The organism is Paraperibacillus esterisolvens (assembly GCF_046237625.1).
Lineage (GTDB): Bacteria > Bacillota > Bacilli > Bacillales > DSM-1321 > Paraperibacillus > Paraperibacillus esterisolvens.
On record NZ_CP143545.1, the window covers coordinates 3,909,827 to 3,926,840 of the forward strand.

14 protein-coding genes and 1 pseudogene are annotated in these 17,014 nt (G+C 47.2%); 4 read left to right on the plus strand and 11 right to left on the minus strand.

From position 1 onward, the window contains the following. Nucleotides 1-96 precede the first annotated feature (96 nt). Entirely contained in the window at nt 97-1,206 is a 1,110-nt protein-coding gene (locus V1501_RS19740; protein WP_409290578.1) for a DUF5050 domain-containing protein, read from the plus strand. Nucleotides 1,207-1,486: 280 nt separating this feature from the next. Here V1501_RS19740 and V1501_RS19745 read toward each other — a convergent pair whose 3' ends face one another. The 3 genes from V1501_RS19745 to V1501_RS19755 all read right to left on the minus strand — a co-directional run bounded on the left by V1501_RS19745 (nt 1,487) and on the right by V1501_RS19755 (nt 7,319). Then, nucleotides 1,487-3,367: a S8 family serine peptidase gene (locus tag V1501_RS19745; protein ID WP_409290579.1), complete on the minus strand. Its 1,881-nt coding sequence runs from the start codon at nt 3,365-3,367 to the stop codon at nt 1,487-1,489. A gap of 581 nt (nt 3,368-3,948) precedes the next feature. After that, the gene (locus V1501_RS19750) at nt 3,949-6,120 is read right to left on the minus strand and encodes an LTA synthase family protein (protein WP_409290580.1); all 2,172 of its coding nucleotides are present in this window, start codon (nt 6,118-6,120) and stop codon (nt 3,949-3,951) included. 347 nt (nt 6,121-6,467) lie between these two features. Further along, entirely contained in the window at nt 6,468-7,319 is an 852-nt protein-coding gene (locus tag V1501_RS19755; protein ID WP_409290581.1) for an STAS domain-containing protein, read from the minus strand. A gap of 353 nt (nt 7,320-7,672) precedes the next feature. On the opposite strand from V1501_RS19755, the gene V1501_RS19760 reads away from it, so the two are divergent. Both V1501_RS19760 and V1501_RS19765 read left to right on the plus strand, forming a co-directional pair. Then, entirely contained in the window at nt 7,673-8,035 is a 363-nt protein-coding gene (locus V1501_RS19760) for an STAS domain-containing protein (protein WP_409290582.1), read from the plus strand. Beyond that, the gene (locus V1501_RS19765; RefSeq protein WP_409290583.1) at nt 8,032-8,433 is read left to right on the plus strand and encodes an anti-sigma regulatory factor; all 402 of its coding nucleotides are present in this window, start codon (nt 8,032-8,034) and stop codon (nt 8,431-8,433) included. Before V1501_RS19760 ends, V1501_RS19765 begins: the two co-directional genes overlap by 4 nt. 270 nt (nt 8,434-8,703) lie before the next feature. Here V1501_RS19765 and V1501_RS19770 read toward each other — a convergent pair whose 3' ends face one another. The 3 genes and pseudogenes from V1501_RS19770 to V1501_RS19780 all read right to left on the minus strand — a co-directional run bounded on the left by V1501_RS19770 (nt 8,704) and on the right by V1501_RS19780 (nt 10,678). Further along, nucleotides 8,704-9,150 carry a GNAT family N-acetyltransferase gene (locus tag V1501_RS19770; protein ID WP_409293470.1) on the minus strand — a complete coding sequence of 149 codons (447 nt, stop codon included), beginning with the start codon at nt 9,148-9,150 and terminating at the stop codon, nt 8,704-8,706. A gap of 24 nt (nt 9,151-9,174) precedes the next feature. Next, nucleotides 9,175-9,759: pseudogene (locus V1501_RS19775) on the minus strand (kinase); the annotation flags it as partial. A gap of 22 nt (nt 9,760-9,781) precedes the next feature. Then, complete coding sequence (locus V1501_RS19780) at nt 9,782-10,678, minus strand: phosphotransferase family protein (protein WP_409290584.1); 897 nt, start codon at nt 10,676-10,678, stop codon at nt 9,782-9,784. Nucleotides 10,679-11,011: 333 nt separating this feature from the next. On the opposite strand from V1501_RS19780, the gene V1501_RS19785 reads away from it, so the two are divergent. Further along, the gene (locus V1501_RS19785) at nt 11,012-11,821 is read left to right on the plus strand and encodes a zinc-dependent metalloprotease (RefSeq protein WP_409290585.1); all 810 of its coding nucleotides are present in this window, start codon (nt 11,012-11,014) and stop codon (nt 11,819-11,821) included. A gap of 248 nt (nt 11,822-12,069) precedes the next feature. Here V1501_RS19785 and V1501_RS19790 read toward each other — a convergent pair whose 3' ends face one another. From V1501_RS19790 to V1501_RS19810, 5 genes are all read right to left on the minus strand, one after another. Further along, nucleotides 12,070-12,660, minus strand: a complete 591-nt coding sequence (locus V1501_RS19790; protein ID WP_409290586.1) for a DUF6434 domain-containing protein — start codon at nt 12,658-12,660, stop codon at nt 12,070-12,072. Between the two features lie 253 nt (nt 12,661-12,913). Continuing rightward, the gene (gene lepB / locus V1501_RS19795) at nt 12,914-13,441 is read right to left on the minus strand and encodes a signal peptidase I (protein ID WP_409290587.1); all 528 of its coding nucleotides are present in this window, start codon (nt 13,439-13,441) and stop codon (nt 12,914-12,916) included. A 15-nt stretch (nt 13,442-13,456) separates the two neighbouring features. Then, nucleotides 13,457-13,705, minus strand: coding sequence for a hypothetical protein (locus tag V1501_RS19800; protein WP_409290588.1), 249 nt, complete (start codon nt 13,703-13,705; stop codon nt 13,457-13,459). 217 nt (nt 13,706-13,922) lie between these two features. Then, nucleotides 13,923-14,870 (minus strand): HNH endonuclease, encoded by a 948-nt coding sequence (locus V1501_RS19805; protein WP_409290589.1) that lies wholly within the window; start codon nt 14,868-14,870, stop codon nt 13,923-13,925. Nucleotides 14,871-14,889: 19 nt separating this feature from the next. Further along, entirely contained in the window at nt 14,890-17,001 is a 2,112-nt protein-coding gene (locus tag V1501_RS19810; protein WP_409290590.1) for a putative bifunctional diguanylate cyclase/phosphodiesterase, read from the minus strand. Between the last annotated feature and the right edge of the window lie 13 nt (nt 17,002-17,014).

The following is a 17,014-nucleotide window of genomic DNA, read 5'->3' on the forward strand; positions in this document are numbered from 1 at the left end:
GTAAATATTTTAATTGTTGTAATATATTACCATAGGCATTGAGCAGGACCTTTTTCCTGGCGTCTCTATGGATTTACATGACTGTGGGAGGTAAAAATGAAAAGAATGAGAATGATCGTATTCTGCCTGACTGCCGTGCTTGCTGCGGGCCTCTTTTTTGGCAGGGCTGAGGCGGCCTCGGATCCTGTCTATAATGCAATAGTTGCGGGAATAACCAAGGCGGAGACTTCGATTGCCCTGGGCAGGGGAGGGACGGATTTTAACCATGTTAAGCGCACCTATGAAAAGGTGATGACCGAGCGGCCGGAACTGTTCTACGCACCTTACAGCTTCCGGGTGCAGGTAAGAGACGACAACGCCTATCTGTTATTAACCTATAAATATTCGAAAAGCCAGATAGCGTCCATGAAAACGAAGTTCAATGCCAAGGTGAATGGCATCACGGCGGAAGCCAAAAAGAAGAAAACAGAGCTGGAAAAGGTCTTTTACCTTCACGATTATGTGGTGAATAACACCGCCTATGATGTGAAGAACTACGACAGAAACACTCTGCCGGATTCAGCCTTCTCGGCCTATGGAGCGCTGATTGGAAAAAGTGCCGTATGTGACGGCTATTCGAAGGCCATGATGCTCTTGCTGAATAAAGCGGGGATATGGGCGGTCAAGGTGAATGGACGTACCGATCAGCCGCATTCCTGGAACCTTGTCAGGGTGGGCGGAAAATATTATCATCTGGACGCTACATATGATGACCCAATCGCCAAGGACCTTCAGCCTGTGCTCAGTTACAATTATTTCCTGGTCCCTGACAACAGGCTCGACGATGATCACATCTGGACCCGCGGAAACTATCCGAAAGCCGTGTCAGCCGGGTACAGCTGGCTGTACACCCTGCCAGAAGCCGTCCGCTATAACAATTACATCTTTTATAACGGCAAATCCGATTACAAGCTGTACCGCAAAACCATAACTGGTACCGGCAATACCAAAATCGCGAACATCCCAATGTACTCCCTGCACATATACAAAGACTGGATCTACTTCATCCATCTTGCCGACGGCCAAAAACTGTACAAGATCAAAACAAACGGCACCAGCCTCACCAAAGTCGTCGCAAGCGCCGTTAAAAACGTCTACATCAAAGACAACTACCTCTACTACTTCAGCTCCCGCCTTAACCGAATGGCCAAACTGCCATTAAAATGAGCCGGCTGCGTGAATACAGAGAAACAGGAGAACTTATTTCACAGCACACAAACCGGAAGCAGGCCGCAGCAGGCTTGCTTTTTTCTTAACCGGCATCTACCAATATGTACTCATCAGCTACAAAATCGAAGACGCCGACAAACTCGGCCTCATCCTGCCCGACGAAGAGGAAGATGGGAAATAACCTGGAAAAAGGGGACTGCCCCTATTTTCCGGCAGAAAAAAGAAAGCAGGCCGCACCCGGCCTGCTTTCTTTATGGTAAATGAGGGACTGCCCCTATTATTTTTTGAATGTAATTTGGGTTGGTTTGCTCTTGTTGCCGGCTTTATCAGTTGCGACGGCTGTGAATACGCGTCCGGCCGGCTGTTTTTGAATGGTAGTCTGGAAGGTGCCGGCGGAATAGACGTTCATGGTGCGCAGCAGTTTCTTTCCATAATACAAGCGGACGGTAGAGCCTTTTTCTGCTTTCCCCTTCAGGACTGTCGATTTAACCGTCACCGGATAAACATAGGGTGCCGGAGGCGGAGTGGTATCCAGTTCAGTAAACTTAATAGTATAAGCGTAAGGAGAGAAATGGCTGTATTTCTCGAAAATCTGGATATAGTTGCTTCCGGGCTTCACATCCATGGTGAAGCTTTCACCCAGGCTCATTCCTTTGGAATCATGCTCCTTCTCATCCGCCACTCTACCGTTCACCAGCCGGTCTGTCCAGACAAGGGAGTCCGTATAAGCAACCCGTGACACATCCACCCTGACCTTCATGCTCCTGGCTGATTTCAGTACATACCAGTCCATATCAAGGGGCGTGTCATATTTCTCTGGATAGCTTTTATTGACAGCTACTGGCCTCGCAGATTCACGTGTGTCCCCGCTGTCCTTAGCAAGGCTCGGCCTCTTTATCTGGAATGCTTTAACCGCATCCACCCGTCCATAACCGGTGTATGTATTCCAAAGGCTTGGATAGCTTGGGATTTTGTACGCTGAGCGCTCCAGCATATATTCGAGCTCATACGGCTTCAGCGTTTTGTCGGCAGACAGAAGTAATCCGGCCAGCCCGCTCACAATCGGCGCTGAGAAAGAGGTCCCTGCAGCCTGCAATGCATAGCCGCCACGGCTCGTTGTAACCGCAATATCCTCCCCAGGTGCCGCAATATCAAGGGCCTCTCCGGCATTCGAAAATACGGAGCGCTTATCCTTGGAATCTGTGGACCCGACGCTCAGCACCTCAGGATAGGCAGCCGGAAAGCACACAGGAAGCTTTTCCAGGCCTTCATTGCCTGCAGATGCGACGATCAGGATCCCCTTATCCACAGCCCGCCGGACCGCCTCATACTCAGCCTGGCTCGGTTGATCACTGCCAAAGCTGATATTAATAATATCTGCACCCTTTTTGATGGCAAAATCGATCCCCCGGATCAAATTCGCCAATTCGGCGCCTTGATCGTCGGCTATTTTAACAGGAAGAATCTTTATATTCGGGTTCTTCGCAGTTATTCCAGCAATCCCGATATTATTCTCCGCCTGTGCCGCAATCACGCCGGCAACAGCCGTACCATGTCCGACATAATCCAGCGCATCGGCATCCTTATTCACAAAATCATATCCCTGAAGAATCTGTCCGCCCCTAAGATCTGGATGAGTATAGTTCACACCTGTATCAAGAACCGCAATCGTTACAGAATTCTTAAAGTTATATGTGTTCCATACATCAAGGATCCCAAGCTTCGGTAAATACCACTGTTTCGCAGCATACTTATCATTGGGCAGCGCAGCAGCCAGATGCTTCTTCACATAATTCGGCTCAGCCAAAGTGACACCCGGATGCCTCTCCGCCGCTTTTAAGAACAGATTATAATTCTTATTCTCAGGAACCCTGACCACATACATCGTCTTAGGACCGCTCTTAAACTGCTTAACAAGCTCTAATTTATATTCTTTTAACAGGTTATTTACAGGCTTAGTTGAACTGATCAATGCCTCTCTATCATTCACTCCGGCCGGCGTATTCTTGCTGGTCAGGGGACGGACTTCTGCTGCTGAAAAAAAAGACTTTTGCCTCCGGTCCGCATTCTCATCTGCAAAAGCAGCATGCGGAACAAGGGAAACCAGTGTTCCCGCCAAAGCCAAGGGTGCCATCAACCTACCAAATTTACTCAACATGAATACCCTCCAGATTATTCAAAATCATAACTTACTAACCTCATAACTTCCATTATACTCCTATATTCAAAAATCACTATCCCATTATCCTACAATTGCCAATCTAAAACATAAGTGAATAGACCTATTTTCTTTCCTAAGGGGGACAGTCCTCTATTTCCCAGTTCCCGGGGCCGGCATTAATTGGCACTTAGACTGCAGCATTTCAGGCTGGGAATGTGAAATATAAGTTTAAGATTTAAGGATTAATCCACTTTTAATGTAAGGGCAGGCTAATCTCTGCTATTGCTGGCAACCGGTTATATATGTGAATATGCTTGTGAACAAAAATGCCCCTTCCTTTGCTGCGGGGCTAACGGGTTTAATGATCACTCTTAATCAGATAAAAAAGGAAAAAAAGACACAATATGATAACGAAAGGCTGGAGAACCTTAAGTGGAGGTTTTCCGGTTATCTGCAAACTTGAGATTAATTTCGAACCTATAGGCGGAAATTTTCCGTTACCCAGTAGGTGACCTATGGTGCGATATAAAAGGAAACAGATGAAAAAAAGCACCCGGTCTTCAGCCGGGTGCTCTCTTTTAATGCTTAAATTGCCGCTCCTTCGTTTTCCTCAGAATATTTCCATTGGAATCGAACACAGCTAAGCGGTATTTCTCTTTTGCCTTGATATCGCTTTTCTTAATCTTAAAGGTCGATATGTCATTTTTATTGCCGGTCCATTCGGACGGCACAATATCCCCGCCGGAATCGATGAGCTTGGCGAATTTAGGTGCCCCGTAAACGGATATTTCATAAGCATCCGAGTCAATGGTAACTTTTTTGAACGTCATTTTATCAATGATGCCCAGGAAGTAGTCATTGTCAGGTGAATCCTTCAAGCCTTTGATTTCTGCATCCGCATATCTTTTGCCATGAAGCAGGTCATATTGCAGCATTTTTAGGTCGTTCATTTCCTGTGACACGCCGCCCATCTGCTTCTGATATTTCAGGTATGGTATTGCGGCACGGCCTTTCTGCCGCATCTCATCAAGCATAGCGGTGACAGTATTTCCCTTGACTCCTGCCATATCCATTGCAATGGCGCCAAACTGGTTCGGTGACAGGTTCAAGGCTGCCGGGGCATTGCCCTCAGACTGCCAGATGAAGTAAGGAACACTGTGGGTATTCAGGAAATCATTGAAGTTCCCCAGCATATTATTGGCAATCCCTGTCCCCTGGGCACCATAGACAGCCGCATTGTTTCCAAAGGTAGGATAATGATCTCCCCAGAACACAACAATGGTCTGCTCATCCCGCTTTTTCAGCTCATCAATCATCCGTCCGAGCTGAATATCCACACTGTGCATATATTCTGTATAGCTGTTCAGGTATCCCCTTGTAACATCCGGTATTGTCCCCTTCTTCAGGAACTTGGAGTCGGCAATCGGCCTGTACGGCTGATGCGCTTCTACCGAAACGGCATGGATAAAGTCCGGTTCATCCGTACGGTCCAATTGGGCAAGAATCGTATCGGTCATCACTCTGTCCTTCGGATATCCGTGGCCAGAACCGTTCTCATAGTCAAGATCCATGAACTCACCGGTGATGAACTGTTGAAATCCGAGCATCTTATACACGGACTGGCGCTGATAATACCAGCCGTAAAACGGGTGAAGCGCCGTGGCATGATAGCCTGCTTCCCGGAAGGAATAGGCAGCGGATGGGAGCGGCTTTTTAATGTACTGCTGATAGGCAATCGTGTTGTCCGGCAGGAACTGGCGGCTGAGACCCGTGACTGCCTCGAACTCAACATTCGCGGTCCCTCCGCCAAACTCAGGCGAATACATGGTGCCATGGAGTGATTCTCCGTATAACTTATGGAAATTAGGAATCGGATCCTCTGTAAAGTGTTCCTTACCAAAGTGAAGCGGATCGGTGAAAGCCTCACTCATTAGGAAAATGACATTCGGCTTCTTGCCATCCGCAGCTGCTGCGGCCGGCTTATATTTTTCGCCGATGGATTGAATCGTCTCCCGGGAATATCCCTTAGGCGGCTCAATTTGATAATTTTTAGCGAGCAGGGCAAAGTTACCGAACAGTCCGTTCTGCATGGTCCCGAGCTCCTGGCGCCACCAGGTATTCTGAAATTCCGCCTTGTCCATCGGTGAAAAGGGCTTGTCTGTCCAGACAATAACCAAAAACACAAGCGAACCGAGGAATACGGCAGACTTGATCAGCCACTGCTCTTTGATCCGCGGAAGCAGGAAGATTCCCGCCACAAGCGCCGCGAGTCCCGTGATGCAGCCGATCACAAGCAGCTTGTTGATCTCAACGGCCCCGTCCAGGCCCTGCAGTTCATTGATCAGGGCAAAATCCCCCACCGTAATGGGAGAGTTCCGGAGAACCAGCTTCATTTTATTGGCAACGGCAAAAAAGATCAGCAGCGAGCTTAACAGCACGCTCGTCATCATATAGAAACGCCTTGGCAGGATATACAGCAACCCGAAAGTGCTGAGCATCAATAGGATATTCAATCCAAAACGCTGGGTAAATTGACTGGTCCAGTCGGAAAAGGAAAGCGTCAAGGCGTCCCTCACAATGAACTCCGACACAATCAAGGTGATAACAGGCAGTCCTATCATAAAGAACAATGTCAGCAGCTCCACGGCTAGCCGTTTTTTACGCTTGACCTCTTTATGCTTCGTCTTTGCCGGCTTTTGTCTTAGACTTCTGGCAGTATTGGCATCTCTGGCTAATGAGTCTTGCGGCACCGAGCGTCCCTCCATTTTTAGTAAATAATGCAATCATGCTGCATTTCAGCACGAGTATCGGAAAAATACGTATTTTTAATTATAATAGATTAGCAGACATTATTATAGGAAAAAGTCATGGGAAATCTCCCAATTATCTGGCCTTTAAAACTTTAATCAAACGATTGATTAACTGAAGAATACGACGGAAGCATCCGGAAACTGCACCATTTAGAACAGCTCCTCCCGTTTTATACATTTTTTGACGCCTTGGGGTCGGTCAATTGGGGCAGAAAGCGGGGATTACTAAAGAACAGTGCGTTCCTAGAGAGAAGCCGAATGTGTAAGGAAAGAGGGATGAGAAATACTCATCCCTTTAGTATTTGGATATGATCAATAGCCTGCGCAAGAGTCGATTTTACTACCAGTTCATCAAGCTTCAGCCCCAGACTCACCATGGTCTGGGCCACTTCAGGGCGCACACCCGTAATGATGGTTTTAACACCTGTCAGCGCCAGGGCATCCATGACCTTGAACAGCTGATCGGCGACCATCGTGTCCACGATCATCACACCGGATACATCCATGATAAGATAGGATAGCTTTAGCTGCGAAGCCCGCTGAAGCGTTTCCTCCATCAGCAGTCCCGCCCGCTCTGTGTCCAGATTGCCAATCAGCGGCAGGATTCCCACCCCCCGGGTCAGCGGAACAACAGGCACCGATAGTTCCAGAAAAGCATTCTTAGCATTTTCGAGCGTCCTTTGATGATTTTCCACATAGCTCAAGCTGAAAGAATGAACCGCCATATCCAAGAGCGGATCAATGATCGAAATCATCTTGAAGACCGCTGCCGGCGACGTCCCCTGCAGCACAGCCTCCTTCTCTATTACCTTCCAGATGAATGTACGGTAGAGGCGTGTTTCCTTCAAGGCTGCATCGAGCGGTGCACCCAGTTTGAAAAAGTATTCACCAGTTTCTCTTCCCCACTGATTTACTCTTTTCTCTGCTTTTTCGGGAGCCTGGAATTCCATTAAGGCTTCCCCAAATAAAGAAACAAACTCAGCACGGAGTTCCAGAATTCGCCCTTCTATCATAGAAAACTCCTGCATTTCCTGTTCTGTTAACGTTACGCCTGCCATTGCGGCCGAATGGATCGTTCCTGCAATCTCTTCTTTTTTATCAATAATCATTCTGCCAAACTGCTTGAACACCCGATCCATCCCTGTATCCTCCCTAAGAAACAATTTTACTATTAATATAACAGCTAATGTTGACAATGGGGGCAAAAAAAATCCCAAAAGCGCAGTATTTCATGGGATTTATGCACTTTGTACCTTTCAATCTTCTTCCAATTATTATATAATGCATCTGAGACCGGGATATCAAGCCCGGGCTAATGAAAAAGACTTGAACCATACAAGACTCCTCAGCGGGTCATACTTTTATACATTCCGAATAATTTTGGCAGTAATGAACTGGGCATTGGACTAGACATAAGCCAAAGAGGGGGAGCGTCTTCCTTCTCTTTGGCTTTTTTACATTTTACGTATTTGCCTTAGGAGGTTTTGGATAAATGAGAATCCCTATATTAAAATTAGACGGCCTGCTTATGATCTCAGTTCAGGTATCACTGGATGATCAAAGTGCAGTTGAACTGCAGGAGGATTTATTGAAGAAGATACATGAAACCAGTGCGACTGGCGTAGTGCTTGATCTTACTTCGCTGGATATAATAGATTCATATATCGCCCGAATCATCGGCGATATGGTATGCATGGCAGAGCTGATGGGCTCAAAAGTTGTGCTGACCGGCATACAGCCTGCTGTTGCCATCACACTGATCGAACTTGGCATTTCCCTTCCTAACATACAAACTGCCCTGGACCTTGAAAAAGGAATCGAATTACTGAAAGCTGATTCAGTGATTTCACTATGAATGATACCGTCACCGTTTTGATTCAGCAGGAAATGGACATTGTGGAAGCAAGGAAAAAAGGCAGAGAGTTTACCAGAAACCTTAAGTTCGGTACAGTGAATCAAGTGAGGATTACAACAGCCATTTCAGAGCTCGCCCGCAACATCTATCTTTACGCCGGTTCTGGAAAAATCATAATGGAACACTGTCATGAACGCGGTAAATCGGGGATCCGGATCACCGCCGTTGACTCAGGACCTGGCATACCTGACATCAAAAAGGTGCTCGAGGATGGATATTCCACCTCCGGCGGCCTTGGAGCCGGGGTTCCCGGAGTCAAGAGATTGATGGACGAGTTTGATATTGAATCGGCTGTCGGCAAAGGCACAAAGATAACAATCATCAAGTGGCTTAAATAAGACGACGGAAGGCAGTCAGCAAAAGGAAGCTGCCTTTTTTTAGTTTTATTTCCAAAAAACCGGGTACTTATTTAATATGGAAAACTTCAATGAAATCCGCATATTCGAGCATGAACTTCAGCGACTGTCTTGTGAATATCGTGATTGCAAAGATGGCAGAATGAAGAATGAAATACTGGAGGATATCTCATTGATCAAAAAAGCCATCTTGTTACTATAAATGCTTCACGTATACGCCGCCCATCTCCGGGCGGCCTTTTTTATACCGGCTCACCATTTTTCCAAAAACGCAAGCGTAAGCCCCGGCACCACTTCCCTTACATGTGCCACTGTGAATCCCTGATTTTTATAAAGGGCTAGTGCAGGCATATTTTCCGCTCCGGTCGATACCTTTATAACCCTTCCGCCTGCACGCTTTATTAAAGCTGTAAGCAGCCTTTTCCCGATTCCCCTTTTAAAAAAGCGGGGATGAACAACCAGCCGGTGGATGTCCACTTCTTCCCGGCTTTCCTTAAAAGAGATAAAGCCTGCCAGGCTGGTACCCTCCATGTGGCCGAGAAATACTTCATTTGTGTTCATGATGGTTTCCACATTGTCCTTAAGCGGCGGAATATCCCAGAAGCCGATTAGATTTGCCTCCACCTCATAAGCCGGGCGCTGCACCTCAAGAATTTGTTGTGCTGTCTCCTTATCTCTATGTTCCAATGGCAGAAGCACATCTTCCTGCGGCCCACTGCCTCCCAGGATCAGGTCTGCACCCTCTGCCGGCTTCTCACAGGCCAGATAATACTCTTCAGCTTTCCAATATCTGTTCAAAAACTTCGCCATATTCTCCCTGGTTTCTGAGCTTTCCCGCTGAAACCTGATCTCCTGCGGGGAGTCGAGGAATACCGTGCAGTCCAAAAATTCCCGCCACTCCCCTCGCTGCAGGAATACTCCTTCGATGATGATGACAGCTTCCAAAGGAATCTTCACTTTTTCCATCCGGCATTCATCTTTTTCAGGATGGTAAAAAGGGAGCTTTAATTCCGCAGCAGTGCGGAGTCTCTTAAATAAGCATTCCCTCAGACCGTCCACATCCCACTGAAGATGATAGTATTCGTACCATTCCGCATGTTCTGTTCGATAGCGCCTCTTCCGCTCCACGATATAATCATCGATATGAAGAATTAGATGGGGAATACCTCTTCGGTCGAGTTCCCTGCCAAGACCAGCTGTCAGCGTCGTTTTCCCCGAGCGGCTCAGCCCGTCAATGCCAAGTATCGTCCGGCTTCCGGTCCTCATGGTTTGCAGGAGTTCCAGGGTTTTCTCGATCTCTATATTCATGACCATTTCCTTTCGTGCTCCCTCAAATCGCGAGCCCTCTTACTTCATAGATCAGTTCTTTTACTCTGGATAAAGAGATTTTCCCTTTTTCTTCTTCCTTAAGGTCGACCAAAAACACCACAGCGAGCATCAAGGCTGCATCCAGGCGGTATAACAGCAGGGCCGTCTCTGGTATTTGCCTCAGGAAGTCAGTGCTGCCGTATCCTTTTAGGAAGGCGTTTGCAGCAAGCTCCCCGCATTCGAATATCCGCATCAGTTCTAGTGCGGGACTGCCGATCAAGGCGTTGTCCCAGTCAAAAAGGGCTTTTATTTTCCCGTTGCACCCGATGATGTTTGCGGGGCGTAAGTCGAGGTGCAATAAGGCGGTCTCAGTCTTGTCTTCCGCCAGCATGCTCTCCAATTTCTTTACAGGAAGGAAATCCGGCAGGGTATTGCCTTTTTTTCGTAATTGTTCCAGGCGCCTTGAAATTCTCAAAGCAATATGGGATGCGGTATTCCGGGAATGGCTGAAAGCGGGAATCCCTTCAACCGGTATCTTATGTATCCTCCGTGCAAGAGTCCCGATGTCCTTATCAGGAATGGCTTTTTCATCTCCCACCATAAACTCTGTCACCAGATAGCTGATTTCGGGTGACAGATGCAGAAAGTGCATCAGGGGAGCCGGGATTCCGTTTCCTGCACAGTGCCGGCACAGTTGAAATTCCTTCTCCAAGGAAGCCCTGCCCTCTGCCATTCTTTCCTCTGATTGCTCTCCCGCCGGATACGGTGTGCGCACTGCAAATAATCCCTTGTTTTTTTCGATAACAGCAAAAACGATATTTTCCACACCCTGTCCGGAGGCCTGGATGGAGTGGACTTCCCAGCCATAATCCGATTCAAGAGAATTTTTCAGTTCTTCGGCAAGTTCCGGTTGTCTCATTGTGTATCCAGCACCTTTCTCGTTCTCTCTTTTTTCAGTTTATTCTGCGTCTCTTTCATTAGCAACTATGATTCTATCAGCTGAATATTTCTGGCCCGCGAAATTTTCTCCCCCATACAGGCGGATATGCATGAGCTCTTTCGTGAAATTTCCCAACTAAGTGTAAGCGCGGAACATTCCCAAACTACAGCATTCGCTAAATGTCCCTCCCAATTGTTACAAGTTATCTCCTCAATCGGGCTAAACAGCTTCTTATTTTCCCAAATCGACTCGGCAGGAATCGGGCAGGCAAGAAAGGAATGTACCTAAGACAAATATTTTGGGGGTATTCGAATGAAAGATAAAGTAAAGATTTTAGCAGCTTCATTGCTGGGGGCTCTACTAATCTGTTCTTCTGTTTCGGCAGAGACCATCTCACTTCGTACACACGAAGATCATTCGGCTAAAAGCGGCACGTACATAGGAGATGCGCTTCCAAAAGCAAAGGAGTTCAAGAATTCCACTAAGAAAGCGGTCATTGAAGAAGATACAAGCGTTCAAGTATTAGACGAGAAAGGAAGCAGAGTGGATACACTTTCTGTAAAGAAAAATACAGATAAAAAAAGTGTGGCAGCCCTTGATGGCGGAACCAGGAAAGTAACGGTCCTTGTCGTGGCGGATGAGGAATACCGTGCAGCCTACAGCGACTGGCAGACCAGAATACAGACCATCGTTGAAACAGCGGATAATGCCTTCAATCGCGACCATAGTGTGGATTTTGTCGTCCAGGCTGTCGGAAACTGGAGCTCCCAGGGCGGAAACAGTTCCCAGCTTCTCGCTGACCTGGCAAGGGATTGGGATGGCAGAGGCTATGATTTTGCAGCAGGATTCTCAAGGGATGCTGCATTTGATGCAGGCGGGATTGCATACGTGTACACCGGGGCACCAGCCGGAAGTGCCATGAGTGTAAATCTTGACCAGGGCACTGCCAATACGGCCAAGGCCGCACAGCATGAATTTCCCCATAACTTCGGGCTTAGCCATGATGCCCAGGGCAGCGGCATCCGCTGCATCATGAACTATGATTATTCTTATTCGGTCGACTACTGGCATGCTGATCATAATGCCCAGATAGCCGCAAATAAATATTGGTATGGAAACTAGGATTTCCCTGCGAGGGCTGGAGCTTGCTCCAGCTCTTTTTATTTGATTACCAGTATGCTAGACTATGGATAATTATTCAGTGCTGCGCCATTATGCACCCATTGGCCGGGTTTGCCACGGGAATATGGAAAAGGTGAATCGATGAAGAAGTTCAACCTTAAAAAAGCGAATAGAACCATCTTTATTTTGTACTCTTTTATTATTTTGCTAATTTGTCTATTATTCACAGCCCTCTTTTGGCCGGAGTTCTATCTATATGTATGGGACTTCTTTGGTGGAAAATAGATACATCTATTCTGCTGGCTGCCGGGCTGGCTTTTTGCCATGTTCCATGCCTGGACTCCATCGAGGCGGCTTTTGCCTCTATTGGCGGGATCGGAGAAATAGTCACGGATGAATTGATTATACTTGAATGGAGGAGCGATCTTCCTGCTGACTCGGAATTTTCTCCGCTCTTCCTCTTCATACCAGGCATCAACGGCATCTTGATAGGTTTTGCCGATATGGCTTTTAAAATAAATCTGAATAAATGTGGAAAAATGAAAGGACGGCCCGATTACAGATTTAAAGAAAGCGTGCGCCTCCTGGCTGCAGATGTGATCGGCTGTAATGACTGTATCCAGGCTGAGGGTTCCCTCTTTCTCCCGCCGCTTATTCTTGATTAATGGTGCAATGATCTGGCCCGCTGCCAGAAACACTTCGATTCTATCAGCAATATCCGGTTTAGATCCGGCTGTACTTAACCCGTTTGCCCTGCAGAACGTTTGAAGTTCTTCTTTTAACCAATAATAATTTCTGAAATCAGCCGGGCTGATTTCCTTGTTTAGTGCAGGTCTCATTTACTCATCTCCTTCTAATCTATTATAGAACATTTGTTCGTATATTTCCAGTTGTTTCTTGCTTTATGTGATGGCAGTCATTGAGTTTGCATGGGCGACAGACATAAAGCTTGCCATCATGCCGGACGAATGACTTTTCGCTTCCCAGCTCCGCTCCAAACAGGCCATCATACTCCCGGCAAAAGACACTCCCAGGAATCCAGCCTTCTCACACACCCCAAATAAAAAAAGCCGCAAAAATGCAGCTTTCCCTCTATTTTGGCACCCCAACCTCATCCAGCGGGTAAAAACGGAATTGTACTTTTCCGATCACGCTGTCTTCTTCGATGGGGCCGAATATTCTGCTGTCTGTACTGTTGCCGCGGTTATCGCCCATGACGAACAGTTTTCCTTTTGGCACGGTCATGGTGAAGGTGCCGGTGATTTCGTCACCAAGAAAGCTGTCGGCTTTGTTTTTGTTCACGTAGCCTTCTTTATATTTTTTGCCGTTAATGTAGAGGACATCGTGCTTGGCTTCAATTTTGTCGCCCGGCAGGCCGATGACCCGCTTGATGTAGTCTTCTTTTTTGTCAGGAGCATGGAAGACGACCATGTCAAAGCGGTGGATTTTGTTCCACTTGGTTACGATGATGCGGTTGGAGTCATGAAAGGTGGGAATCATCGAATCACCCTTGACGGTTACGGGAGTGAACAGGAATTGTTTGATGATCACCACCAGTATGATGGAAAAAGCGATGGTTTTCAGCCAGGAGATGATTTCTTTTTTAACTTCAGCAGACACTCGTGATTCCTCCTATTAATACATCGAACTGTTTACAAGATTCATGACGATGGTAAGCAGGCCAAGGCCCGCCATCAGCATGCTTGAGCAGAACAATACTTTGTTTTCTGTTTTCGTTTTATTGGCGCAGCTGCACATGAATAGTCCGGCAGCTATCGCGAAAAACCAGAGGCAGATGCCCAAAACGGAGAATAAAAAGCCGCCATCCAGCATCCATAAGACCGTAAGAACAATATGCAAAAATACTATTATGTATGCTTTCAAACCCAGCTTCCCTTTCCTCATTTTGTATAGTCTATCCGGCAGTCAGCGAAAAGGGGTTGTCCCTTTTCAAACTAGTATACTTATTAGACGATTCAAAAGGCGGAAAGTAACATATTTGTCAGAATTAATTAATATTTATTATAAAACAAAAATAAAAGTCTGTCCCCTGTAAAGGGAATAGACTATGGGAAATATTCAGGAGATCGGGACTGTCCCCCTATCTATATTCTTCCCCGCCGCCCCACAATTCTCGGCCGCCTGTGTGTCCGGTGCCTGCGTGGATGTCATTTTCAACGAGCTGGAGGGTTCCTGGTTCCTGGTAATGATGCCAGGTATAGCCATCAGGGGTATCTCCCTGGGAGAGTCCATGGACTTCTGCAGTTGTGAGCCCGAGATCGGCTGCGAGGTCCGGGTTCATAGTGATTTCTTCGTACAGTTCATGATTGGCATAGCTGAATTGAACATAATCGGACTGCAGATAGAGATTCTCATCTATTTCTACTTCAAATTCAGTATCGAACTCTGGGAATACCCCTGTGACCTCCTGGCCATCGGGCATTTCCACTGTTTCTTCAAAGAAGGGGACTCCAGTTTCCGGGTGGGCAGAGCCGGCCAGGTGATCGTTGACCGTTTCAATGGAGACAGAATCTTCCGGTTCGCCTGAACCCTCGAGCCCGTCATATCCTTCTGCCCCGGCCTCTGTATCTTCGGCCGCTTCCACCCCATCGACTCCATCAATCACATCTACGACTCCCACGGCAAGCGCTCCGATTGCCACTGTTTTAACGATGGAAGAAGCCCCTTTCTTCAGCCGGTCATGATCACCATCCATAAAGCCGCCAATCATTTCTCCGCCATTATGTATCGTATTCACGGCCGTTGCGGCGACTCCTTTTGCTGTTCTTGAAACCGCACTGCCCATCTCTTTTAATCCGCGGTCACGTTCCTCTGCATCCTCCCGGATCAAACCTGATACGGTTCCTGCCGCCCCGGCTGCAGCCTGTCCCGCAGTATCGCCGGCGATTTCAGATGCTTTTCTCACTCCTTTGCCTATGTCCTGAATAAGTTCTACTCCTATCAGCTCTCCCGCCAGCTGAATAGGTCCGCCGACTACAATGCCAGCCGTTTTCCCAGCAAGTTTGCCCAAATTTCTTATCACACTCATAGACTCTCCCCATTCTCCTTTATTCTATTGTCATCGAATGATTAGATATCTGCAGGCTTCTTTCTATAAAGTCCTCCAGCTCATCCACCGGGAGCGGCCTCGACAAATAATATCCCTGCACCTGATCACATTTCCGCATTTTCAGGAAATCCAGCTGTTCGCGGGTTTCGGCCCCTTCCGCAAGCACCGTCAAGCCGAGCTGGTGGCCGAGCATGATGATCGAAGAAAGGATGGTGTCATCCTGTTCAGGGATATCCATTAAAAAGGAGCGGTCAATCTTCAGTCTGTCGATCGATAGATTCTGCAGGTGGCTTAACGAGCTGTATCCTGAACCAAAGTCGTCAAGACTGATCTGCACGCCCAGGCCTTTGATCCGCTTGATGATCTGGCTTGAGCGCTGATAGTTGAACAGTGCGCTTTCCGTGATTTCGAGATCAAGCGCACATGGCGAGAGTCCTGTTTCTTTTAAGATTGCCTCGATTTCCTCCGCAATCTGATCATTTTCAAACTGAATCGGCGACAGATTCACCGACACCCTGAGCAGAATGCCGCTCTTTTCGATCAGCCGGCGGGTCTCGCTGCAGGCTTCCCTCAGTACCCATCTGCCTATACTTTCAATCAAATTCAGCTCTTCGGCGAGCGGAATGAATTCATTCGGAGGAATAAAACCTTTTTCCGGGTGAATCCAGCGGATGAGCGCCTCTATACCAATCAGCTCTTCGTTCGCAACACACAGCTGCGGCTGATAATAGAGAATAAACTCCCCGTTTTCCAGTGCCTTGCGGAGTTCAATCTCAAGCGACAGTTTGTCCCTGATTTCATCCACCACCTGCTGATTATAAAATTGGATAGGTTTATTTTTAGAGTGAGAACGTGCAATGTCTGCATTCTGGATGAGGGTCTTTCCGTCGGTACCATCCACGGGGTAGACACTTATCCCAATCTTGGTTGAAAGTAAAAACTCACGCCCGTCGATTGAAATTGGATGCTTCAATGATCGGAAAACGCCCTCGGCGTGCGATAAAAGGTGGCTCTGTGACTGAAAGCCCGGTATCACGATTACAAAATCGCAGCCGCCCCATCTTCCGAGCACATGCTCTGTGAGCAGCCCGGACTCTATCATATGCAGGGCCTTTTTCATGAACTTGTCCCCGACACTATAGCCAAACAAAGAGTTGATGGAATTCAGCCCTACGAGTTCAAATAGAATGACCGCAAAGGAAGGATGATTTTTCTCATACGAATCAAGCATTTTCAAAAGATAATACCGATTGGGCAGCTCTGTCAGGTCATCATAATAAGCCAGGGTGTTAATCTCCTTCTTATGAAGTGTGTCCACCTGCTCTTCGATCTTAGAATACATCCCCAGCACATACAGAAGAACACAGAAAAGAATCACAGGAAAAACAAGACCAATGGCCTTCCATTGATTTGCGTCCATATCCAGCACGAATTCCTGACCGTTGTAATCGATGCCAAGGACAGCGTCCGTCTTTCCTTCAAAGTCCCTGATCGGATAAAAGGCGGTGATACTTTTACTCCATCTATCCACGGTCGGCGTCCGCTGAATCGTGAACTTTCCTTTAAAAGCTGCCTCGAGCTCCGGGATAGATTCGTCATACACGGTCCCAATCGGTATCGCCCTTTCTCTATTACCGCTGATTTTGCCGTCCTTGTTATAATCCGCTTCCAGCCCAACCGCAAAATAAATCTCTCCGTCTTTATTTTTTTTCATAGTATAGTAGTTTTCGACCTCAGGGCTGCCCTTCTGCCAATCCAGCATCTCACGGTAAATCCGTGTGAAGATCCGGTCGTTTTGAAGGGTATGCTCCGAGATGAAATGATGATTCATCTCCGTCAGCTCGTTTGAATATATTCTGCCGATGTTCTCGGATTTAATTTTATACTCGCTAAACTCTTGGTCCTTCAAAAAATCCTCATACCACCGTCCGAAAATCAGGAGTGCTGCCAATCCTAAATAAAGGATAATCGTTAGATTCCTGCCAAAGTTTTTCGGTATATATCCGAGTTTTCTTTTTATCAGCCGGTTCATATAGAGGCGTGTGCATAAAATCACGGCCCCCAGACCGACAAGCATTATAATGTAATAATCCAGGCTGTACCACTCCACCTGCCATAATCCC